The organism is Bradyrhizobium zhengyangense, from assembly GCF_022012555.1.
GTDB classification, from domain to species: Bacteria; Pseudomonadota; Alphaproteobacteria; order Rhizobiales; family Xanthobacteraceae; genus Bradyrhizobium; species Bradyrhizobium zhengyangense.
The window spans coordinates 42572-62919 of sequence record NZ_JAKLTZ010000003.1; the positions used below are offsets into that span (position 1 = coordinate 42572).

Below are 20348 nucleotides of genomic sequence, written 5' to 3' on the forward strand. Positions count from 1 at the left end.
AAAACAGACCAGGGAGGAAGACAATGTTGAAGATGACCATGCTCGCCGGCGCCGCGATGGCGCTTGCCCTCGCCACCGCACCGGCCTCTGCCAAGGAGCTCAAGTCGATCGGCGTCTCGCTGGGCTCGATGGGCAATCCGTTCTTCGTCGCGCTGTCAAAGGGCGCCGAGTTCGAGGCCAAGAAGACCAATCCCAATGTGAAGATCACCACCGTCGGCTTCGAATACGACCTCGGCAAGCAGGTCACCCAGATCGACAATTTCATCGCCGCTGGCGTCGACCTGATCCTGTTGAACCCCGGCGACCCCAAAGCGATCGGGCCGGCGATCAAGAAGGCGCAGGCGGCGGGCATCGTCGTGGTCGCGGTCGATACCGCGGCCGAAGGCGCCGACGCCACGGTGACCACCAACAACGTCCAGGCCGGCGAGATCTCGTGCCAGTACATCGTCGACAAGCTGGGCGGTAAGGGCGACGTCATCATCGAGAATGGGCCGCAGGTCTCCGCGGTGATCGACCGCGTCACCGGCTGCAAGAACGTCTTCGGCAAGAATGCCGGCATCAAGGTGCTGTCCAGCGACCAGGACGGCAAGGGCTCACGCGAAGGCGGCCTCACCGTCGCGCAAGGCTATCTGACCCGCTTCCCCAAGATCGACGCCATCTTCGCCATCAACGACCCGCAGGCGATCGGCACCGATCTCGCGGCGAAACAGCAGAACCGCAGCGGCATCATCATCACCGCGGTCGACGGCGCGCCCGACATCGAGGCCTCGCTCAAGGATGCCGGGTCGCCGCAGATCCAGGCGTCGGCATCGCAGGACCCGTTCTTCATGGCACGGCGCGCGGTGCAGGTCGGCGTCGGCATCCTCAATGGCCAGAAGCCGGCCTCGACCGTCGAACTGCTGCCCTCGAAGCTCGTGACCCGCGACAATATCAAGGATTACAAGGGCTGGACCTCGGACCGTTCGCAGTAGCGCCTCCGCAGCTTTCGCGGGCTGCGGTCCAATTCGACAGTGGCGCCCGGGAAACCTGCCCGGGCGCTTCTGCGAGGTTGACCTCAGCGATCGATATGTCAAAGAAGGAGGGAATTTTGACAGTGGGGCGACCGTATGGGCGCGCCCACAGGTGCTATCGGGATATTGTGAATGGCAAGCGGACCGTTTGAGCTGAAGGGCAAAAGCGTCTACGTCGCTGGCCATCGCGGCATGGTCGGTAGCGCGATCGTGCGCCGGCTGGTGCGGGAGGACGTGAATCTCGTCACCGTGGACCGTCGCGAGGTCGATCTCTGCAATCAGGCCCAAGTGTTCGACTGGTTCGCGCGCGTGCGGCCGCAGGTGATTTTCCTCGCCGCAGCCAAGGTCGGCGGCATCGTCGCCAACAACACGCTGCGCGCCGAGTTCATCTACGACAACATCGCGATCGCCGCGAATGTGATCCAGGCCGCGCATCAAAACGGCGCCGAGAAGCTGATGTTCCTGGGCTCGTCCTGCATCTATCCGAAGCTGGCGCCGCAGCCCTTGCGCGAGGACTCGATGCTCACGGGCCCGCTGGAGCCGACCAACGAGCCCTATGCGATCGCCAAGATCGCCGGCATCAAGATGGCGGAGGCCTATCGCAGCCAGTACGGCAGCGACTTCATCAGCGTGATGCCGACCAATCTTTATGGCCCCGGCGACAGTTATCACCCTGAATTGAGCCACGTCGTAGCCGCCCTGATCCGCCGCTTTCATGAGGCGAAAGAGTCTGGCGCCAAGAGTGTCGTCGTCTGGGGCACGGGGACGCCGCGGCGCGAGTTCCTCTATGTCGACGACATGGCGGATGCCTGCGTGCATCTGATGAAGACCTATTCAGGCAGCGACCTCGTCAACATCGGCACCGGAGAGGACATCGCCATTGCCGAATTTGCCCGCGTGGTCGCCGAGATCGTCGGCTATCGCGGCGAGATCTCCTACGATACGTCGCGGCCCGATGGCACGCCGCGGAAGCTGCTCGATGTCGGCCGTCTGGAAAGGCTCGGCTGGCGCGCGACGACCTCGCTCAAGGATGGTCTGAAGCGCGCTTACGAAGCTTATCGGGCTGGCTTGGTCGTCCACGCACAACAGTAGGAACTATCGCTCGCAGCACGAGTTGGCCGATCGGGTGGGTAACACACGAGGCCCTCAGTGCAAGACATCGTGCGCGTGCGCTCCATAGCGCAAATCGCAGGCCATCCCATTCATCCGATGCTGGTGCCGATCCCAATCGCGTGCTTCATCGGCGCGTTGCTGACCGACATCGCCTATCTCGTCTCCGCCGAGATCATGTGGGCGGATTTCTCCGCCTGGCTTCTGGTCGTCGGCGTCGTCTTCGGTGTGCTGGCGGCGATCGCAGGCCTGACCGATTTCCTCGGCAATCGCTTGGTGCGTGCGCAGACGCCGGCCTGGCCGCACCTGATCGGCAATGTCTTGGCGATGATCCTCGCAACCATCAATGCGCTGATTCACACGCGCGATGCCTGGACCTCGGTGTGGCCGTGGGGGCTGGTTCTTTCGGTTCTCACCGTGCTGATCCTGCCCGTCACCGGCTGGCTCGGCTGGGCCATGGTATATCGCTACGGTGTGGGAGTTGCGCGATGATGTCTTTTCCCATGCGCGCGCTGCTGTGCGCTTCGTTCCTCGCTCTTCTCGCCGGCTGCAATGACGGCAGCGGCGATCCCAAGGCGCAAATCGGCGCCAATCCTGTACTCCCTGACATCCAGCAATATCTGCTGCCGCCGATGCACATCGCCCGCATCATCGGCTGGAAGGAGGACGAGGCGCCGACGGTTGCACAAGGTTTGCAGGCCAAGGCATTCGCCACCGGCCTGCAGCACCCGCGCTCCATCTACGTGCTGCCCAACGGCGACGTGCTGGTGGTGGAATCCAAGGCGCCGAAGGCCGCCGCGATCAAGCGGCCGAAGGAGATCGTGATGGGCTATATCGAGTCCTGGGCGACCTCGGGCGGCGATACCGGACCCAGCAATCGCATCACGCTTCTCCGCGACACCAACGGTGACGGTGTGCCGGATACGCAGAGCGTCTTCCTCGACCATCTCAATTCGCCGTTCGGCGTGGCCCTGGTCGGCAACGATCTCTACGTCGCCAATACCGATGCGATCGTGAAATATCCCTACGCCGAAGGCGACACCAAGATCACCGCACCGGGCACGGTGCTGGCACCGCTGCCGGGCGGCCCGATCGACCATCACTGGACCAAGAGCCTGGTCGCAAGTCCGGACGGCTCAAAGCTCTATGTCGGCGTCGGCTCCAACAGCAACATCACCGAGAACGGCATGGAGGCCGAGCACAATCGCGCCGATATCCTCGAGGTCGATCGCGCCAGCGGTCGCTGGCGGATTTTTGCCAGCGGCCTGCGTAATCCGAACGGCCTCAGCTTCGAACCGCAGACCCACGCGCTGTGGACCGTGGTCAACGAGCGCGACGAACTCGGGCCGGATCTCGTGCCTGATTACATGACTTCGGTGAAGGACGGCGCCTTCTATGGCTGGCCCTACAGCTATTACGGCCAGCACGTCGATCCCCGCGTCAAGCCGCAGCGGCCGGACCTCGTGAAAAAGGCGATCGCGCCCGACTATGCGCTGAGCTCGCATGTCGCACCGCTCGGACTTGCTTTCTCCACCGGCAGCAGCTTGCCGGAAGCCTATCGCGGTGGCGCCTTCGTCGGCGAGCATGGCAGCTGGAACCGGCAGGTTCTGAACGGCTACAAGGTCGTCTATGTGCCGTTCACGAACGGCAAGCCGAGCGGACCGGCACAGGACGTCGTCACCGGCTTCCTCACCACCGACAACCAGGCGCGCGGCCGTCCCGTCGGCGTCGCCTTGGACAAGACTGGCGCGCTGCTCGTTGCCGACGATAGCGGCAACACGGTGTGGCGGGTGACGGCGGCCCATCCGCAAGTAACGCAGCGATAGACAAGCCGCGCAGCGATAGGAGAGGAATGATGGGCCTTGCCCAATACGCGATCGTACCGGTCCAGGACGAATGGGGCGTGCTGCATGACGGCAACGTCAAGAGCAGATACGCCACGAAGGAGGCCGCGTTCGAGTCGGCGGTTGCTGCAGCATCTCTGGCGCTACGTGAGGGCCACGAAGTCCATGTCCGCGTGCCTGGCCGCCAACAGGGCGAAAACGCGCTCGGAATCTAGCCGCTTCACACGATTAACCGGCCGCGCCGCTTGGCGATCCCGATCGTGACTTCGGCGCCCGCGTTGAAATCGAGCCGGTCGGCTTCGACGCCGTCGCTGAAGATCACGCCGTTCTCGGCCATCAGCGAACGGATGCGCAATTGCTCTTCGGATGCAAGCCGACCGCAGACGAGATTGGTCTGCGAGTGGCGGCTCGGAAAGGGCTCGCGGACGGCAAAGCGCAGCTCGGCTGCGTCCCAGGGCACGGCGTCGTAGCCCGTCAGAGCGGGCGGCTGGCCGAAGCTGCCGGCGATCGCAAGCGAGCCGGTGACGATGCTCTTGAACCAGGCGGTCGATCCGAGCCCGGTCGAGACGATCAGCCCGCTCGAGGATTGCCGCTCCGTCGTCCCGCCGGCCGCGATCTCGTAGATCGCAGAAACATGCGTGCGCGCGCCGATGAAGAGGTCGTTCACGGCGTGAAGCACCTGGCCGTCGCTGAGCCGCGCTTCCGCCATGGTCACGGCCTTGCTGTCCCGCTTGTCGGCGGCGACATCAGGTAGCAGCTTTGCAAGATCGCGCGGCGCGAAGGGCAACAGAATGCCGTCATAACGCGCGGGATCCGGGTTGAGTCCGATCAACGGATGGTCGTCGAGATATTTCATCGTATTGGCGACGACGCCGTCCTGGCCAAGCGCGACGACGATGTCGTCAGGGGCGAACATGAAGTTCGGCAGGAAAGCACGCTCGATCACCTGATAGCGGCCCCATTTCTCGAGCACCTGAACCGTCGCGTGCCGCTGCGCATGATAGATCTCGTGCTCGCGCTCATAGTCGGAGAAGTCGGCGCCGAGATGCTCGACATAGAAGCGTGCCTGCGCCGCCGTCAGGTGACGCGCGACCAGGTCTTCCAGCCTGGTCTTGCGCGTCACCAGCACGATCTTGCGGTCATTGGCGGCGGGCATTGGCAGCCTCCGGCTTCGGCTTCTCGATCAGCTGGCTGAGCAGGTCCGGCGAGACGTTGAGCTGACCGATCTTCTCCGCCTTCTCGGCGATGCCGGTGAAGGCCTGCGCGATCAACTGGCCCGGCTGCATGCCGGAGGCGGCGAGCGCCTGGATCACGCGGGTGTCGACGCCCTCGAAGATCTTCATCAGCGCGCCGACGCGATAGGCCTCGGCATCGGCCAGCGTGCGGGTGTTCTCGGCGTTGAGGCCGACGAAATCCTTACGCTTGCCTTCCAGCACGATATCCGCGGCCATGCCGGCCTCGCGCAGCTCGTTGCGCTTGGCGGCAACGCTCGCCTCGGCGTCCATCTGGGTCTCGCGGATGGAGCGCTTCTTCTGCTCGACCGCGATCTCGGTGTCGAGCTCGCTCTCGCGAATGGCGCGCTCCTGCTCGACGGCGAAATTGCGCCGCGCGAAGATCGCTTCGTCCGCGTTCTTCAGGATTGCCTCGCGTGCCTGCGCCTCCAGCGCCTTGGCTGTATCCGGCGTCGGCTTGATGCCGCGGATCGATACGCCGAGGATTTCGAGGCCAAGCGCTTCAATGTCGGCGCGGCCCCGCAAGCCGCTCGCGATGATGTCGGCGATGCGGTCGGAGGCCTGCAGCGCCTCCTTCAGCGTCAATTCCTTGATCGCCTGCTGCGCGAGTACCTCGACCGTGCCGAGAATGCGCTCAGGCAGCTTCTCGGGATCGTCGCTCTCATAGGTCTTGCCGTCGGGCTTCAGGGTGAAGTTGAGCATCGAGGCCGCCTTCTTCGGCTCGCTGACGCGATAGGTGACGTGGCCCTGCACGGTCAGGGTCTGAAAGTCGCGCGCGATTTGCTGAAAGATGAAGGAAGCGTCGCGGCTGCCGACGGGCACGGCGACCAGCGTGGTCACCGGAGCGTAGTAGAACGCGGAAAGGCCGGTGCCCTCCGCGACAACAGCACCGGCGCGGTACTTCATCAAATAGGTGGAGGGCTGGGCCTTGATGAACCTGATGCCAAACATGGCTGTCTCCAATGGTGAGCTATAAGTTGGTCTGAGCAACTAAGTAAGTTGGACTGTACAACTAACTGTGCTACTGTCAAGACCCAACAGGGGAGGCCGTCGATGGCGGGCGAGGATCGGGCCGAAGGCTCTGAAAAATCAGGACATCTGGACTTCCCGCGGCCCCTGACCACGGTCGACGTCGTGATCTTCTCGATTCGCGACGACAGGCTTCAGGTGCTCCTGGTGCAGCGCCCGGCCGGCGAGGGCGAGCCGTTTCCGCTGACCCTCGCTCTGCCGGGCGGCTTCGTGGACGTCGCGAAGGACCGCGATCTTGCAGCCTGCGCGGCGCGCAAGCTGAAGGAGAAGACCGGGGTCACCAGCCCTTATCTGGAGCAGCTTGGAAGCTGGGGAAGCGCGTCGCGCGATCCGCGCGGCTGGTCGGCAACCCACGCTTATTTCGCGCTGATTCCGGAAGAGGCGGGCGTGCTGACATCGGATGCGCGTTGGTTTCCGATCCGAGACGGCAGGCTCAAGGAAAAGCTCGCCTTCGATCACGGCGATATCCTCGCCAGCGCGATCCAGCGCCTGCGCAACAAGGTGGAGTACACCTCGCTGCCTGCCTACCTGATGCCTCCGGAATTCACGCTGCCTGACTTGCAGCGCGTCTACGAGCGCGTGCTCGACCGACCGCTGGAGAAGAGCGCCTTCCGTACAAGGATCCTGTCGGCCGACATGATCGAGCCGGTCGCAAAGATGCGGCGCGGCCCGAACCGCCCGGCGCAGCTCTATCGCCTGAAGAAGAACAGCGAGCCCGTGTACTTCGTGCGGACGTTCAATCCGCCTGAGTGATGCAGCTCCGGGCGCTCCGGACGCTAGAATAACATCATGTTAGGTTTATCGCATAACTGGGTAATTGTGTTAGGCGAGCGAAAGCCTATTGTCGCGTCATCAAGCAGCTATCGGCAGTGACGAACGCTTGCGGAAAGTCCGCACGGCGCGCGGAGAATGCTGCCCATTTTCTCCAAGAAGCCCGCCCACGGGCCGCCCGCAAAAACAAATTTGGAGGACTCCCAGGATGACCGGAATCCATCACGTGAGCCAGTCAAGGAAGGCCGCTGCGAGCGGCTGGATCGGGTCGGCTCTCGAATATTATGACTTCTTCATCTACGCGACCGCCGCGTCGCTGATCTTCCCGCAGATATTCTTCCCGTCGGAAAATCCGACCGTCGCCATCGTCGCATCGCTGGCCACTTACGGCGTCGGCTATATAGCCCGGCCGATCGGCGCCTTCGTGCTCGGACATTGGGGCGACACCCATGGCCGCAAGACCGTTCTTATCGTCTGCATGTTCATGATGGGTCTGTCGACCATGGCGGTGGGCCTTCTGCCGACCTATCAGCAAGTCGGTATCCTCGCGCCGATCCTGCTGGTCATCCTTCGCCTGATCCAGGGCTTTGCCGTTGCCGGTGAAATCTCCGGTGCGAGCTCGATGATCTTGGAGCACGCGCCGTTCGGACGCCGTGGCTTCTATGCGAGCTTCGCGCTTCAGGGCGTGCAGGCCGGACAGATTCTCGCAGCCGCCGTATTCCTGCCGCTGGCGGCCTATATGCCGACCGACGCCTTCAACAGCTGGGGCTGGCGGATTCCCTTCCTGCTCAGCTTTTTCGTCATCGTCGCAGGCTACATCATCCGCCGCGAGGTCGACGAAACTCCTGCCTTTGCCCGCGAGGACCAAAGAGGAGAAACGCCGCGCTCGCCCATCATCCAGGCCATCAAGCTGAGCTGGCCCGACATGCTCAGGGTCATCTGCATGGCGCTAATGAACGTCATCCCTGTGGTCGCGACCATCTTTGGCGCGGCCTACGCGGTGCAGCCGGCCTATGGCATCGGTTTTGCCAAGGACGTCTATCTGTGGATCCCGGTCCTCGGAAACATGCTGGCCATCTTCGTCATTCCCTTCGTCGGCAATCTCTCCGACAAGGTCGGCCGCAAGCCTCCCATCGTCGTGGGCGCGCTACTCTCCGGCTTGCTCGCCTTCGGCTATCTCTATGCCATCAGCATCAAGAGCGTGCCGCTCGCGATCCTGCTGTCGCTGCTGATGTGGGGGGTGGTCTATCAGGGCTACAACGCGATCTTTCCGAGCTTCTATCCGGAGCTGTTCCCGACGCGCACCCGCGTCTCGGCGATGGCGATCTCGCAGAACATCGGCACCACCATCACCGCGCTGCTTCCGGCGCTGTTCGCGACCGTGGCGCCTCCCGGTTCGGCCAACATTCCCTTGACGGTAGGAGCGATCGCCTTCGGCATCACGGTCATCGCGGCGCTTGCAGCCGTCACGGCTCGGGAAACCTATCGTATTCACATCGACGATCTCGGTAACCCCACGGCCGTCCCGATCGCGCGGGCCGACTATGATCGGCAGCGTGCAGGCGCCGCGCACGGCGCAGCCGCAGCTCGGATCTGACGGCGGGAGGCCGCGCCGCTGCGATTGATAATGTTCGCAGCGGCGCAGCTTCACGATATAAGCGGACTGTCGATCGAAGATTTTCGCGCATGAGCGCGATCATGACGAGGGTGCTGTATGAATCCCGCTGTTGTTGCCGTTGCAATCACTGGCTCCGTTCCGCGCAAAAAGGATAATCCCGCAGTGCCGATCTTGCCGGCCGAGCAGATCGAATCGACGCACCAGGCCTTCGAGGCCGGTGCCACGCTCGCCCATATCCATGTCCGCAACGACGACGAGACGCCGTCCTCCGATCCGGAGCGCTTCGCGCTGGTGCAGGAAGGCATCCGAAAGCATTGCCCCGGGATGATTGTGCAGTTCTCGACCGGCGGGCGCGGCCGCGATCCCTCGGCACGTGGGTCGTCGCTCTATCTGAAGCCGGACATGGCCTCGCTTTCCACGGGGTCGGTGAACTTTCCGACGATCGTCTACGAGAACAGCGCCGCCCTGGTCGAAACTCTCGCCACCGGCATGAAGGCCAATGGCGTTCGTCCGGAAATCGAGATCTTCGATCTGTCGCATCTGCACGGCGCGCGGCGCCTGATCGAGGCGGGGCTGATGGATGCGCGCCCGCATGTGCAATTCGTCATGGGCGTCAAGAACGCGATGCCGGCTGACGAGCATGTGCTCGACATTCTGCTGGCAGAACTGCGGCGCCTGATCCCGAAGGCGACCTGGACCGCGGCCGGGATCGGACGTCATCAGGCCGAGGTCATGGACTGGGCCCTGACGCGCGGCGCCGATGCCGTTCGCACCGGGCTCGAAGACAATATCAGGGTCGACAAGACGCGCCTTGCCGCCAGCAATGCGGAGCTGGTGAGCATCGCCTGCGAGGCTTTGGCGCGCCACGGACGCCGAGCCGCAACCGCAACGGAGGCGCGAACCTTGCTCGGGATTGTGCGCTAGGGACGGCCGTCCGCGCCTGACATTGGCCTGACATGCTCCTGGCTGCCTTCTGCCATTCGGCGGCCGGCGTTCCCGTGTGCTGAGTCTGCGGGTAAGAGGGGCTCACAGGCGCGATCAGCGCCTGCCGGGCGGGCAACGACTGGAATGCGGTTCTTGAAATCTGACAGCAGGCTCATCGGGGTTCTGCTGGTGCTTGCAATCACCCAACTCATTGGATGGGGTACGATCGGCCTTCCGGCCGTGGTCGGTCGCGATCTCGGGGCCGATCTAGGTATGAGCTTGCCGGCGGTGTTCGCGGGCAGTTCGGTCCTCTATGTCACCATGGGCCTGTGCGCGCCCTGGCTCGCCAAGGCCTTTGCGCGGCACGGCGCGCGCAAGGTGATGATGGTGGGCACTGTTGTCTCTGCGCCGGGCTACGTCGTTCTGTTCTTCGCGCGCGAGCCGATCCTCTATTTCGCCGGCTGGATATTTCTCGGCATGGGTGGCAGCGCCACGCTGTCGACCGGCGCCTACATCATGCTGAACGAGGTCGCGGGGCGGGGCGCCAAGAATGCCATTGGCGGGCTGATGCTAGTGACGGGTCTCTCCAGCAGCATCTTTTGGCCGACCACGTCGTTCTTCAGCGATTGGTTCGGCTGGCGCGGGACCTGTCTCGTTTATGCGGCCATGTTGCTCGCCATCAACCTTCCGCTCTATGCGTTTGTTGCGCCGCGCTGCAAGATCGTGACCGACAATCGTGGCGAGGCCTTCAAGGCAGCGCCGCCGCCTGCGATTCCAAGGAGCACCTTCGGACTCGTCGTCTGCGTGATCACGATGAACGCCTTCGTGAATTTCGGCATCAGCGCGATCCTGATCGAGCTGTTGCGAGCGGAGGGCCTCGCGCCCGCGCAGGCCCTTGCATTCGGCTCGATGCTGGGCGTGATCCAGGTCAGCGCCCGCGGCCTCGACTTCCTCGGCGGCGGCCGATGGGACGGCATCACCACCGGGCTCGTTGCCGGCACGGCGCTGCCCATCGCCATGGTAGTGCTGATGCTGAGCGAGGGCGCGACCTGGGCGGTCGCGACCTTCATCCTGCTCTATGGTGCCGGCAGTGGTGCAATGGCGGTGGCGCGCGCGACGATCCCGCTCGTCTTCTACGACCAGGCCGAGTTCGCCAAGGCGATGTCGATGATCGCATTGCCGCTCAATCTGGCCTCCGCCATCTCGCCGCCGCTGCTCGCCGGCCTGCTCACCCAGTTCGGCAGCCGCGGCGCACTCGGCCTCACGCTGGCGATTTCTTGTGCGACGGTGCTGATCCTGGTCCTGCTCGGACGGCGTCGGCCGCGATTGGCTGCGGCAGCCGCGACCTGAGGCGTTATTCGCGGCGTGGAATTCGTCGCTGCGGGACTGCGTCCGCCGCCGGGGCAGGGATGGCCGTATGCCGCCAGTGCAGTGCTCAGGACGCCAAAATGGTGTATCGGCAGGGAGCGCGCGGCCTCGGGCCGCCGCGCCAAGATCCAGTTCCCCGGAGGAAATCGACATGTCGGCCCTGCCGCTCTCAGGCATCAAGATCCTTGATCTCACGCGCGTGCTCGCCGGGCCCTTGTCGGCCCAGATGCTGGGCGATCTCGGCGCCGAGGTGATCAAGATCGAGCGGCCCGGCACCGGCGACGACGCGCGTGCCTTCGGCCCGCCTTACCTCGCCGACCCTGAAGGCAAGGCCAACAACAACAATTCGTTCTATCTCTGCGCCAACCGCAACAAGAAATCAGTCACCGTGAACATCGCCAAGCCCGAGGGGCAGGCGATCATCCGCGAGCTCGCCAAGGACGTCGACGTCTTCATGGAAAACTACAAGGTCGGCGATCTCAAGCGCTACGGCCTCGACTACGAAACCATCAAGGCGATCAATCCCAAGATCATCTATTGCTCGGTGACCGGGTTCGGCCAGACCGGCCCTTACGCGCCGCGTGCCGGTTACGACGCCATTCTGCAGGCAATGGGCGGCCTGATGAGCGTCACCGGTCATATCGACGGCGAGCCGGGCGAGGGCCCGATGAAGGTCGGTCCCTCCATCGTCGATTATATGACCGGCATGAACGCCTCGATCGGGATTCTCTCGGCGCTCTACCATCGCGACGCCAATGGCGGCGTCGGGCAGCATCTCGACGTCTGCCTGTTCGACACCGTGATCGCCTCGCTCAGCCACTGGCTGCAGATCTACCTCGTCAACGGCAAGACGCCGCCGCGCCGCGGCACCTGGGGCAATGGCGGCATGCCGGCCGGCGTGTTCCGCTGCACCGATGGCGAGCTGATGCTGGTGGTCGGCAATGACGGCCAGTTCCAGCGCACCTGCGCCGTGCTCGGCGAGCCCGGGCTTGCCAGCGATCCGCGCTTCGTCAAGAACAACGACCGTGTCGTGCACGGCAAGGAGATCATGGCGATCTTCGCCGGCCTGTTCCTGAAGAAGCCGGTAGCCTATTGGCTGGACAAGCTCGAGGAAGCCGGCGTGCCGTCAGGTCCGATCAATAATTTCGAGCAGGTTTTTTCCGATCCCCACGTACAGTCGCGCGGCATGCGGGTGAAGGTGGACCATCCCTTCCAGCCCGATCTGTCGCTGATCCGCAATGCGCTCACCCTCTCGGGGACTCCGATCACGGACTACCGCGCTCCGCCGCTGCTCGGCGCCGACACCAAGGACGTGCTGGCGACCATCGGCTACGACGAGGCCAAGGTCGAGGCGCTGAAGGCACAGGGGATTTTGTAATCTTCTGCGGCGGCTGGCGCGACCTTCGATAGTAAGGAGCCGTCACGCCTCCGTCGATGATTGCGGCGTGGCGTCGTCGCATCGCCGTCCGGCGCGGATGTCGGACGGCGTCGCACCGTAGCGTTGGCGGAAGCTGCGGTTGAAGTAGGACAAATCGCCGTAGGCGCACTCGAAGGCGATGCGGCGCGCGCGCCCTGGAACCTGCCCACGTGCGCCGCCTCGCGCGTTGCGCCGACGGCCAATGCGAGTTCGACGGCCGCGTCGATCTTGGCAATGGCATGGTCTGGTCGCCCTTTGCCAATGCCGCCTGGGTGCATGAGTTCAATCCGACCCGTAACGTCACGGCGACGCTGGTCAACATGCCGGTGCCGTCATTCACCGTCGAAGGCGCGCGCGCGGCCTCCGATTCCGGACGGGTCGAACTTGGCTCGCGCCTGGCGCTCAACCGCTGGTCAGAGCTGTCTGGAAGGGGCACCGGTGAATTCTCGCGGGCAGGTCAGAGCTATGCCGGCATCGGATCGCTGCGCATCAACTGGTGACGGAAGCATGACGATGGCGCGGCCTTACGTGAGGCTTGCGCGCAATCCCCAGATAAACCCGGTCCGTACTCGCACAGGCTTTCGCTTCGGCCCCGACTCAGATTCGATCTCATCACTGAGTTCGGGGAGACAAGTGCATGTCCTACACGATCGGGTTCCAGGCGAAGAACCAGAAGGCAATTCTGGCGACTGAAGCGGCGACGGCCAACCAGGCTGTCGCGATCATTGCCGCACTGCGGCAAAGTGCCGAGGAGATCAAGTTCATCCGCTCGCCGCAGGAAGGCGACATGGGCATCGAGATGCTGCTGCTGCTCGCCAAGGAAGAGGCCGAGGAGATGCCGCAGCGGGCGTAGTACCGCAACCACACTTCGAGCTTTAGCGAAGCGTGCCGGCCGCAGAATAATGTAGTCAGGCAGCAGTCTCGCTTGAACCGAAGGTGGTTGCCCATGAAACGCGAAGCGCTCCGCGTCGAACCGATCTCGTCCTATCTCGACCGCTGGAAGGCGCCGACCTCACCGGTCACGCGCGCCGGCAACATGATCTTCGTAGCCGGCCTGCCACCATTCAACCCGGAGACGGGCGATCTGGCGGAGATGCCGATCGAGCGGCAAAGCGAGATCGTCATGGAGCAGATGAAGCTGTGCCTTCAGGCGGCCGGCGCCTCGCTCGACAACGTCATGAAGTGCAACATCTACTGCACCTCGACCAAGCACTTCGCCGCGTTCAACACGATCTATGCACGCTATTTCCCTGAAGATCCGCCGGCGCGAATCTTCGTCGTGACGCCGGAATGGTTCGGCCCCTTCGACGTCGAGATCGACTGCATCGCGATGATGTAAGGATCAAAGCGTTTTCGAGCGAAGTGGACTGTCGGTTCGCGTGAAGAAGACGCGTCGAACAAGAATCTAACGTGCGGCGACCTTTGATAGGCCCTTGGCTTCGGCCTTGCCTGCCGTCAGCGCCATCGTCGCGACGCTGACGACACGCTGCACCACGTCCTCAACGTCGTCGAGGTCGCATTTTCCTTCCGACAATTTCGTCAGGCGCTCGCTTTCGCGGATGGTGTGGTGCGCCATCGCGAGCGCAAAGTTGAGGCCCCAATAGATATCGACATCGCTGCGGTCGGGCAGGGAGCGGCGCATCGCGCCCGCGAATTTGCGCAAATGGTCGATCTCGCGGTTCTTGATGCGTCGGATCGGCGGCACGGATTCGATCGAGGCGCGGATCATGAAACGCGCCGAGGTGGAGCGCTGGTTCTCCGGCCCCAGACAGCCGCGCAAGGTCGGTCCGACCAACGCGCGCAGGATCACCTCGATCGGCGCGCGGCCGCCGCCGGCTTCCTCGGCCGCCTTCAGTTCACGCAAGCGCTCGCGATTGGTCGCGATCGAGCGGGTGACAAATAACTCCGCAATCAGTTCGTCCTTCGAGCCGAAATGATAGTTCACCGCCGCCAGGTTGACGTTGGCCTCGGCGACGATGTCGCGCAGCGTGACGTCGCCAAAACCGCGATCGGCATAGAGCCGTTCGGCGGCGGCGAGAATGGCAGACCTCGTATGATCGCTGGCCATGGATTGCCCTCAAGGAGGGGAGTTGCAATTCAAACACTTGTATGAAACTATCGTTTGAAGGTCGGAGAAAGTCAATCCGCATGATGGAATTGTGCCGCACCATGGTGCCGCCGGTTCCACGCCCCGCAATCCGCCTGATGGCGCTTGCGGGCCGCGCATCGCGGGAGGACAGTCCGACGCAAAACAGGCTTTCAAAGCGAGACCGAGGAGCGTCCCATGGATTTCGATCTGTCGCCCAAGCAGAAGGAATGGCTCGACCGCGTGCAGTCCTTCATGGCCAAGCACGTGCGTCCGGCGGTGCCGATCTACAATGAGCAGGACAAGAGCGGCGACCGCTGGAAGGTCATCCCTGTTCTCGAAGATCTCAAGAAGAAGGCGAAGGCCGAAGGCCTCTGGAACATGTTCATGCCGCCGAACGAGCATGAGGACGATGAATTCCGCGGCGCGGGATTGACCAATCTCGAATACGCGCTGCTGTCGGAGCAGATGGGCCACATCTCCTGGGCCTCGGAGGTGTTCAACTGTTCCGCGCCCGACACCGGCAACATGGAAGTGTTCATGCGCTACGGCTCCAAGGAGCAGAAGCGCAAATGGCTGCGTCCACTGATGGACGGCGAGATCCGCTCGGCTTTCCTGATGACGGAACCGGCGGTGGCTTCGTCCGACGCCACCAACATCGAGACCAGCATCAAGAAGGACGGCGATCACTACGTCATCAACGGCCGCAAATGGTGGTCGTCGGGCGTCGGCGATCCCCGCTGCAAGATCGCGATCCTGATGGGCAAGACCGATTTCAACGCCGCAAAACATCAGCAGCAGTCGCAGATCCTGGTTCCGCTCGACACCCCAGGCATCAAGGTCGAGAAGATGCTGCCCGTGTTCGGCTTCGATGATGCGCCGCATGGCCACGCCCAGGTGCTGCTCGAGAACGTGCGCGTTCCCAAGGAGAACATCCTGCTCGGCGAGGGCCGCGGTTTCGAGATCGCGCAGGGCCGTCTGGGGCCTGGCCGTATTCATCACTGCATGCGTACCATCGGCAAGGCCGAGGAAGCGCTGGAGAAGATGGTGAAGCGTCTGATGTCGCGCACCGCCTTCGGCAAGAAGATCGTCGAGCACTCCGTGTGGGAGCAGCGCATTGGCGAGGCCCGCACCAATATCGAGATGACGCGTCTTCTCTGCCTAAAGGCTGCGGACATGATGGACAAGGTCGGCAACAAGACCGCGCAGGCCGAGATCGCGATGATCAAGGTCGCAGCTCCGAACATGGCGCTGAAGATCATCGACGAGGCGATCCAGGCCTTCGGTGGCGCGGGTGTCTCCGATGAGGCTGGTCTTGCCAAGGACTATGCCGGCATCCGCACGCTGCGGCTCGCCGACGGTCCGGACGAGGTGCACAATCGCGCCATTGCCAGACTTGAAATCCGGAAGTATGCCAACTCTCCCAAGCATTAATTGGGAGAGCCGGGACGCGCTCCCGACTTGAAGAAACGAGCCGGCGTGATCCAACTGGGGTGACCGCTTGACGCAAGTGCGTCAGCGGTTACCGATTAGGATCATGTTCGGACTGCAGAGGGAGCGTCACCGTGACTGACGGCGTCAGGAAAGACGAAGAGTTCTCGGGCACCAAGCCGGTCGAGGAGCGTCATCGCTTCGACGAGCTCAGGCTCGAGACCTGGATGCGCGAGCACGTCGAAGGCTTTGAAGGCCCGCTGGTCGTCCTGCAGTTCAAGGGCGGCCAGTCCAATCCGACCTACCGGCTCAACACGCCCAAGCGCTCCTACGTGATGCGCAGGAAGCCGTTCGGCAAATTGCTGCCGTCGGCGCATGCGGTCGATCGCGAGTATCGCGTCATCGCTGCCCTTGGAAAGCAGGACTTTCCGGTCGCGCACGCCTATGCGCTGTGCCAGGACGACAGCGTCATCGGCGCCGCCTTCTACATCATGTCGATGGAAGAGGGCCGCGTGTTCTGGGATCCGACGCTGCCGAGCCAGGACAACGATGCGCGTCGAAAGATCTTCACCAGCAAGATCGAGACGCTGGCGAAGCTCCACATGTACGACCCAGTTGCAATCGGTCTCGGTGATTTCGGCAAGCCCGGCAACTACTTTGCACGCCAGATCGACCGCTGGACCAAGCAGTATCGCGCGTCCGAGACCCAGCACATTCCGGAATTCGAGAAGGTCGCCGAATGGCTGCCCAAGACCGTGCCGGAGCAGGCGCGCGTCTCGATCGTCCATGGCGACTACCGCCTCGACAACATGATTTTCCACGCGACGGAACCGCGCGTGCAGGCAGTACTCGATTGGGAGCTGTCGACGCTCGGCGATCCCATGGCCGACTTCACCTATCTGTTGATGCAATGGATCATGCCGGGCCTCGAGGGCGCCGACCTCAAGGCGCTCAACATCCCGAGCGTGGAGGAAGCCGCGCAGATCTATTGCAACCTCACCAAAATGACGGTGCCGGATCTGAACTGGTACTTCGCTTACAACCTCTTCCGCCTCGCCGGCATCACGCAAGGCATCGCCGGCCGCGTCCGCGACGGTACCGCCGCCAACGCCAAGGCGCTGGAATCCGCCAAGCGCACCGTGCCGCTGTCGAAAGCGTCATGGGAATACGCGCAGAAGGCCGGCGCGGTTTAGGAATGGTGAAGGCGCGGTCGATGGCCGCGCCTTTTTGTTTTGTGCGATGCTGCTCCCCCACACACCGTCATTGCGAGCGAAGCGAAGCAATCCAGACTGTCTCAGCGGCAGTCTGGATTGCTTCGTCGCAGCAAGAGCTCCTCGCAATGACGGGGAGGCCAGCCTGTCCTTGTCCAGCCACCAAGCGTGACCATATCTCCTCCCCAAGGAGACGGTCATGATCCAGCAATTGCGCATCTACGAAATCTTCGAGACAAACAAGGCCGCATTCCACGCCAGGTTCCGCGACCATGCCGCGCGCATCATGCGAACCAAGTACGGCTTCCGGATCGTGGCGATGTGGGAGACGAAGTCAGGCGACCGCACCGAGTTCGCCTATCTGCTGGAATGGCCGGACGAGGCGGCCAAGACATCGGCGTGGTCAGCCTTCATGGCGGACGCCGAGTGGAGCGAGATCAAGCGGATCACTCACGCGGAGCACGGACTCATGGTAGGTCAGATCGAGGACCGCCTGCTCGTGCCGGTGGACTATTCGCCGTCGTTCAGCCTCCTGAACTGATCCGCCTTCGGAGCCGCGACCATGATCGACCACGCAACGCTCGTCACCTACGTCCTGATCGTCTTCGGTTTTGTGTTCATTCCAGGTCCGGCGACGCTACTGACCATGGCGCGGGCAGCCAGCTCGGGAACGAGGGTGGGCATCGCGACCGGCGCCGGGATTGCGGCCGGCGACTTGATCCACACCAGCATGGCCATCGTGGGCCTCTCGGCGATCATTGCCGCCTCCGCGCTGCTCTTCAGTATCGTCAAATATGCGGGCGCGGCGTTCCTGATCTATCTCGGCATTCGCGCCATGCTCGACAAGGCGCCGATCGAGCTGAACGGCGGTGCGCCCGCCATCAGCGCGGGCCGCGCCTTCCGGCAGGCTGTGCTGACCGAAGTGCTCAATCCCAAGACCGCGCTGTTCTTCCTCGCCTTCCTGCCGCAATTCGTGCGGCCGGAGCACGGCTCAATCGGACTTCAACTTGCGACCCTCGGCATTGTCTTCGTGTTGCTCGGTCTCGTCAGCACGGTGGTGTTTGCGGTCGGCGCCGGTCGCCTTGGCAGTCTCCTGCGCCGCCATCCCTCTGTGGTGAAGTGGCAGGGCAAGGTGGTCGGGACCATCTACTGCGCCGTCGGCGTGCGTCTGGCCTTGCAGGAACCATGAGGGGGCAGCACTGGCTCCTCCGCTAGCTATCGTAGAGTGGGCAAAGGCGCGTAGCGCCGTGCCCACCAGTCGTTCGTGAAGGATACAGATCGTGGGCACGCTTCCGCCTTCGCTCTTCGAGCTACGGCGGACGAGCCGCTTTGCCCACCCTACGACACCTACGATGCCGTCTTCGCGCAATGCGCGATCAGCTTCTCCACGAAGCCTGCGCACTTCTCCAGTTCCGCCATCGCGATGAACTCATCCGGCGTATGCGCCTGCGCAATTGAACCGGGACCGATCACCACCGAAGGGATATCGGTCATGCTGGTGAACAGGCTCGCCTCGGTGCCGAAGGCGACCTTGGCGTGGTCGTTGCGGCCGGCGAGGCTTTTGGCGAGCGTGACAATGGCTGCGTCGGCCTTGGTGTCGAGCGCGGGGTAGTCGAGGATCTCCTCGAAATCGATGCCGCACTCGGAATGTCTCGCCTTCATCGCGGGCTCGAGCTCGGCCTTGGCCCAGGCGACGATCGCATCGGTCACCTCCTTGGACTCGGTGATGCCGATGCCGCGGCATTCGAAATCGACCGTGCAGGTATCAGGCACGATGTTCAGCGCGGCGCCGCCATGCACGATGCTGGTCAGCAGCGTCGAGTGCGGCACATCGTAGAGACTGTTGCGTTCGGCCTCAGTCGCGAGCTTCACGGCGCGGCGGCGGATCTCGGTGATCAGCTCGGCGGCATATTCGATGGCGTTGACGCCGTCGGGCGCGATCGAGGAGTGGCGGGCAAGGCCGTGGAACGTCGCACGCACGCCGTGCTTGCCCTTGTGGCCGATGGTGACCTTCATCTCCGTCGGCTCGCCGATGAAGGCGCCAAGCGGCCTGATCTTTTTCTTGGCGACCTCGGCAAGCATCGGCCGCACGCCGACGCAACCGATCTCCTCGTCATAGGAGATGGCAAGATGGATCGGCGTGGTCAGCTTCGCTTCCAACATCTCCGGCACCATGGCGAGGCACACCGCAACAAACCCTTTCATGTCGGTGGTGCCGCGGCCATAGAGCTTGCCGTCGCGTTCGACCAGCTTGAATGGATCGTGGCTCCAGTCCTGGCCCACGACGGGCACGACGTCGGTATGGCCTGACAGCACGAGACCAGGTTTATCCTCCGGTCCGATCGTCACCCAGAGCGAAGCCTTTTGCCCTGTTTCGTCGGTGATGCGTTCACCCTTGACGCCGAGGAAGGCGAGATAGTTCTCGATATGCGCGATCAGAGGCAAATTGGTGCGATCGCTGATCGTGTCGAAGGCAACAAGCTCGGCAAGCATGTTGCGGATGCGATCAGGACGTGAACTCGGGAAGATCGGATTGGGCATTGTCACTTCTTGTCGGAGATTGCGGAGGCTCAAGTTGCCTGCATGAACCATACCAATGTGACGGCCAGTCCGGCAAATCAACATCGAGGTTCCGGGCTTCGAGGCCACAACACCTTGCGTTGCCTGGCGGGCAAAACACCCTGGGCGTAGGGCATTATCCGCCGGCAAAAACATTCCACTTTACCGAAATTCGGAAACGGCGCATGTGTCGCGCAGCCCGGCCCATGGAGGAGGGGCGTATCGCGATCGTCACGACGCGGGCCGGACGGGTGGGCGTGGGTCACGTCGGCGCGAAGGGCTTTGCAGGGCGGGCAACCGTGAGCGAAGACCTCGCGCAAACGACCGGTGTGATCCGCGTACGGCAAAACCGTGTGGTCCTGGCGCCCGGAGCCTGTGCGCCAAGGCTCGTGATGATGTGCGATGTCCAACCGGGCGTGCACATCAGTCATCTGCGAGACGACGGGGGCAATAGTGCATCGCTCCCCGGGGAGATCACGACATAAGCCGTCAAACCACTGCGCAGGGAAGGCCGGATGTTTCGGCTTCACCTGTATGCCGCCGTGCAGCCTGTTGTAGCGCAGATATCGCACAGTGGACCGCGGGTGCCAGCCTTGCACCCGGTCTTCCCTGCGCCCTCTTTCAGAGGAGGGTGAGACGATGAAGCAAAACTCGGGCGAGATGAGCCCCGAGGATGCGAAAATGTGTCTGAGAGGAAGACGCAAACAATAGGGCGATGCCGATGCACCTCACTCCGTC

At 63.2% G+C, this 20348-nt stretch carries 22 protein-coding genes; 17 read left to right on the forward strand and 5 right to left on the reverse strand.

Going from position 1 to position 20348, the window contains the following annotated elements; translation table 11 throughout:
* Nucleotides 1-23 precede the first annotated feature (23 nt).
* From L6639_RS10590 to L6639_RS10610, 5 genes are all read left to right on the forward strand, one after another.
* A complete protein-coding gene (locus L6639_RS10590; protein ID WP_237861363.1) occupies nucleotides 24-971 on the forward strand; it encodes an ABC transporter substrate-binding protein in 948 nt (315 codons plus the stop codon).
* Between the two features lie 171 nt (nucleotides 972-1142).
* Complete coding sequence (fcl, locus tag L6639_RS10595) at nucleotides 1143-2102, forward strand: GDP-L-fucose synthase (RefSeq protein WP_271605980.1); 960 nt, start codon at nucleotides 1143-1145, stop codon at nucleotides 2100-2102.
* A gap of 57 nt (nucleotides 2103-2159) precedes the next feature.
* A complete protein-coding gene (locus L6639_RS10600) occupies nucleotides 2160-2612 on the forward strand; it encodes a DUF2231 domain-containing protein (RefSeq protein WP_237861364.1) in 453 nt (150 codons plus the stop codon).
* On the forward strand, nucleotides 2609-3946 hold the full coding sequence (locus tag L6639_RS10605) for a PQQ-dependent sugar dehydrogenase (protein WP_237861366.1): 1338 nt from the start codon (nucleotides 2609-2611) through the stop codon (nucleotides 3944-3946). The genes L6639_RS10600 and L6639_RS10605 overlap by 4 nt, the downstream gene beginning before the upstream one ends.
* A gap of 29 nt (nucleotides 3947-3975) precedes the next feature.
* A complete protein-coding gene (locus tag L6639_RS10610) occupies nucleotides 3976-4179 on the forward strand; it encodes a hypothetical protein (RefSeq protein ID WP_237861367.1) in 204 nt (67 codons plus the stop codon).
* A 5-nt stretch (nucleotides 4180-4184) separates the two neighbouring features.
* Here the strand turns inward: L6639_RS10610 and L6639_RS10615 are convergent, their stop codons facing one another.
* Both L6639_RS10615 and L6639_RS10620 read right to left on the reverse strand, forming a co-directional pair.
* Nucleotides 4185-5120 (reverse strand): diacylglycerol kinase catalytic domain-containing protein, encoded by a 936-nt coding sequence (locus tag L6639_RS10615; protein WP_237861368.1) that lies wholly within the window; start codon nucleotides 5118-5120, stop codon nucleotides 4185-4187.
* Nucleotides 5104-6147 carry an SPFH domain-containing protein gene (locus L6639_RS10620; RefSeq protein WP_237861369.1) on the reverse strand — a complete coding sequence of 348 codons (1044 nt, stop codon included), beginning with the start codon at nucleotides 6145-6147 and terminating at the stop codon, nucleotides 5104-5106. The genes L6639_RS10615 and L6639_RS10620 overlap by 17 nt, the downstream gene beginning before the upstream one ends.
* A 102-nt stretch (nucleotides 6148-6249) precedes the next feature.
* On the opposite strand from L6639_RS10620, the gene L6639_RS10625 reads away from it, so the two are divergent.
* The 5 genes from L6639_RS10625 to L6639_RS10645 all read left to right on the forward strand — a co-directional run bounded on the left by L6639_RS10625 (nucleotide 6250) and on the right by L6639_RS10645 (nucleotide 12284).
* On the forward strand, nucleotides 6250-6978 hold the full coding sequence (locus L6639_RS10625; protein WP_237861370.1) for an NUDIX hydrolase: 729 nt from the start codon (nucleotides 6250-6252) through the stop codon (nucleotides 6976-6978).
* 226 nt (nucleotides 6979-7204) lie between these two features.
* Nucleotides 7205-8593, forward strand: coding sequence for an MFS transporter (locus tag L6639_RS10630; RefSeq protein WP_237861371.1), 1389 nt, complete (start codon nucleotides 7205-7207; stop codon nucleotides 8591-8593).
* A 117-nt stretch (nucleotides 8594-8710) separates the two neighbouring features.
* The gene (locus L6639_RS10635) at nucleotides 8711-9538 is read left to right on the forward strand and encodes a 3-oxoadipate:acetyl-CoA acetyltransferase (RefSeq protein ID WP_237861372.1); all 828 of its coding nucleotides are present in this window, start codon (nucleotides 8711-8713) and stop codon (nucleotides 9536-9538) included.
* Nucleotides 9539-9682: 144 nt separating this feature from the next.
* A complete protein-coding gene (locus L6639_RS10640; RefSeq protein ID WP_237861373.1) occupies nucleotides 9683-10888 on the forward strand; it encodes an MFS transporter in 1206 nt (401 codons plus the stop codon).
* Nucleotides 10889-11057: 169 nt separating this feature from the next.
* Nucleotides 11058-12284, forward strand: a complete 1227-nt coding sequence (locus L6639_RS10645; RefSeq protein ID WP_237861374.1) for a CaiB/BaiF CoA transferase family protein — start codon at nucleotides 11058-11060, stop codon at nucleotides 12282-12284.
* A gap of 42 nt (nucleotides 12285-12326) precedes the next feature.
* Here the strand turns inward: L6639_RS10645 and L6639_RS10650 are convergent, their stop codons facing one another.
* Entirely contained in the window at nucleotides 12327-12527 is a 201-nt protein-coding gene (locus L6639_RS10650; RefSeq protein WP_338076537.1) for a helix-turn-helix domain-containing protein, read from the reverse strand.
* On the opposite strand from L6639_RS10650, the gene L6639_RS10655 reads away from it, so the two are divergent.
* From L6639_RS10655 to L6639_RS10665, 3 genes are all read left to right on the forward strand, one after another.
* Nucleotides 12494-12823, forward strand: coding sequence for an autotransporter domain-containing protein (locus tag L6639_RS10655; RefSeq protein ID WP_237861376.1), 330 nt, complete (start codon nucleotides 12494-12496; stop codon nucleotides 12821-12823). The two genes, L6639_RS10650 and L6639_RS10655, sit on opposite strands and share 34 nt — an antisense overlap.
* A 137-nt stretch (nucleotides 12824-12960) precedes the next feature.
* Entirely contained in the window at nucleotides 12961-13176 is a 216-nt protein-coding gene (locus L6639_RS10660) for a hypothetical protein (RefSeq protein ID WP_045008240.1), read from the forward strand.
* A 93-nt stretch (nucleotides 13177-13269) separates the two neighbouring features.
* A complete protein-coding gene (locus tag L6639_RS10665) occupies nucleotides 13270-13662 on the forward strand; it encodes a RidA family protein (protein ID WP_237861377.1) in 393 nt (130 codons plus the stop codon).
* Between the two features lie 66 nt (nucleotides 13663-13728).
* Here L6639_RS10665 and L6639_RS10670 read toward each other — a convergent pair whose 3' ends face one another.
* On the reverse strand, nucleotides 13729-14391 hold the full coding sequence (locus tag L6639_RS10670; RefSeq protein WP_237861378.1) for a TetR/AcrR family transcriptional regulator: 663 nt from the start codon (nucleotides 14389-14391) through the stop codon (nucleotides 13729-13731).
* 216 nt (nucleotides 14392-14607) lie between these two features.
* Here L6639_RS10670 and L6639_RS10675 point away from each other — a divergent pair, with 216 nt between their 5' ends.
* From L6639_RS10675 to L6639_RS10690, 4 genes are all read left to right on the forward strand, one after another.
* The gene (locus L6639_RS10675) at nucleotides 14608-15843 is read left to right on the forward strand and encodes an acyl-CoA dehydrogenase family protein (protein ID WP_237861379.1); all 1236 of its coding nucleotides are present in this window, start codon (nucleotides 14608-14610) and stop codon (nucleotides 15841-15843) included.
* Between the two features lie 131 nt (nucleotides 15844-15974).
* Nucleotides 15975-17033: a phosphotransferase family protein gene (locus L6639_RS10680; protein WP_237861381.1), complete on the forward strand. Its 1059-nt coding sequence runs from the start codon at nucleotides 15975-15977 to the stop codon at nucleotides 17031-17033.
* 217 nt (nucleotides 17034-17250) lie between these two features.
* Nucleotides 17251-17592, forward strand: a complete 342-nt coding sequence (locus L6639_RS10685) for an NIPSNAP family protein (protein WP_237861382.1) — start codon at nucleotides 17251-17253, stop codon at nucleotides 17590-17592.
* A gap of 21 nt (nucleotides 17593-17613) precedes the next feature.
* Nucleotides 17614-18240 (forward strand): LysE family translocator, encoded by a 627-nt coding sequence (locus tag L6639_RS10690; protein ID WP_237861383.1) that lies wholly within the window; start codon nucleotides 17614-17616, stop codon nucleotides 18238-18240.
* Nucleotides 18241-18398: 158 nt separating this feature from the next.
* Here L6639_RS10690 and argE read toward each other — a convergent pair whose 3' ends face one another.
* Nucleotides 18399-19592, reverse strand: coding sequence for an acetylornithine deacetylase (gene argE, locus L6639_RS10695; protein WP_237861384.1), 1194 nt, complete (start codon nucleotides 19590-19592; stop codon nucleotides 18399-18401).
* Between the last annotated feature and the right edge of the window lie 756 nt (nucleotides 19593-20348).

Excerpts from the sequence above, each read along its gene's own strand:
- L6639_RS10590 (WP_237861363.1), top strand. The coding sequence starts at position 24 with ATGTTGAAGATGACCATGCTCGCCGGCGCCGCGATGGCGCTTGCCCTC.
- fcl (WP_271605980.1), top strand. The coding sequence starts at position 1,143 with ATGGCAAGCGGACCGTTTGAGCTGAAGGGCAAAAGCGTCTACGTCGCT.
- L6639_RS10605 (WP_237861366.1), top strand. The coding sequence starts at position 2,609 with ATGATGTCTTTTCCCATGCGCGCGCTGCTGTGCGCTTCGTTCCTCGCT.
- L6639_RS10610 (WP_237861367.1), top strand. The coding sequence starts at position 3,976 with ATGGGCCTTGCCCAATACGCGATCGTACCGGTCCAGGACGAATGGGGC.
- L6639_RS10615 (WP_237861368.1), bottom strand. The coding sequence starts at position 5,120 with ATGCCCGCCGCCAATGACCGCAAGATCGTGCTGGTGACGCGCAAGACC.
- L6639_RS10620 (WP_237861369.1), bottom strand. The coding sequence starts at position 6,147 with ATGTTTGGCATCAGGTTCATCAAGGCCCAGCCCTCCACCTATTTGATG.
- L6639_RS10625 (WP_237861370.1), top strand. The coding sequence starts at position 6,250 with ATGGCGGGCGAGGATCGGGCCGAAGGCTCTGAAAAATCAGGACATCTG.
- L6639_RS10630 (WP_237861371.1), top strand. The coding sequence starts at position 7,205 with ATGACCGGAATCCATCACGTGAGCCAGTCAAGGAAGGCCGCTGCGAGC.
- L6639_RS10635 (WP_237861372.1), top strand. The coding sequence starts at position 8,711 with ATGAATCCCGCTGTTGTTGCCGTTGCAATCACTGGCTCCGTTCCGCGC.
- L6639_RS10640 (WP_237861373.1), top strand. The coding sequence starts at position 9,683 with ATGCGGTTCTTGAAATCTGACAGCAGGCTCATCGGGGTTCTGCTGGTG.
- L6639_RS10645 (WP_237861374.1), top strand. The coding sequence starts at position 11,058 with ATGTCGGCCCTGCCGCTCTCAGGCATCAAGATCCTTGATCTCACGCGC.
- L6639_RS10660 (WP_045008240.1), top strand. The coding sequence starts at position 12,961 with ATGTCCTACACGATCGGGTTCCAGGCGAAGAACCAGAAGGCAATTCTG.
- L6639_RS10665 (WP_237861377.1), top strand. The coding sequence starts at position 13,270 with ATGAAACGCGAAGCGCTCCGCGTCGAACCGATCTCGTCCTATCTCGAC.
- L6639_RS10670 (WP_237861378.1), bottom strand. The coding sequence starts at position 14,391 with ATGGCCAGCGATCATACGAGGTCTGCCATTCTCGCCGCCGCCGAACGG.
- L6639_RS10675 (WP_237861379.1), top strand. The coding sequence starts at position 14,608 with ATGGATTTCGATCTGTCGCCCAAGCAGAAGGAATGGCTCGACCGCGTG.
- L6639_RS10685 (WP_237861382.1), top strand. The coding sequence starts at position 17,251 with ATGATCCAGCAATTGCGCATCTACGAAATCTTCGAGACAAACAAGGCC.
- L6639_RS10690 (WP_237861383.1), top strand. The coding sequence starts at position 17,614 with ATGATCGACCACGCAACGCTCGTCACCTACGTCCTGATCGTCTTCGGT.
- argE (WP_237861384.1), bottom strand. The coding sequence starts at position 19,592 with ATGCCCAATCCGATCTTCCCGAGTTCACGTCCTGATCGCATCCGCAAC.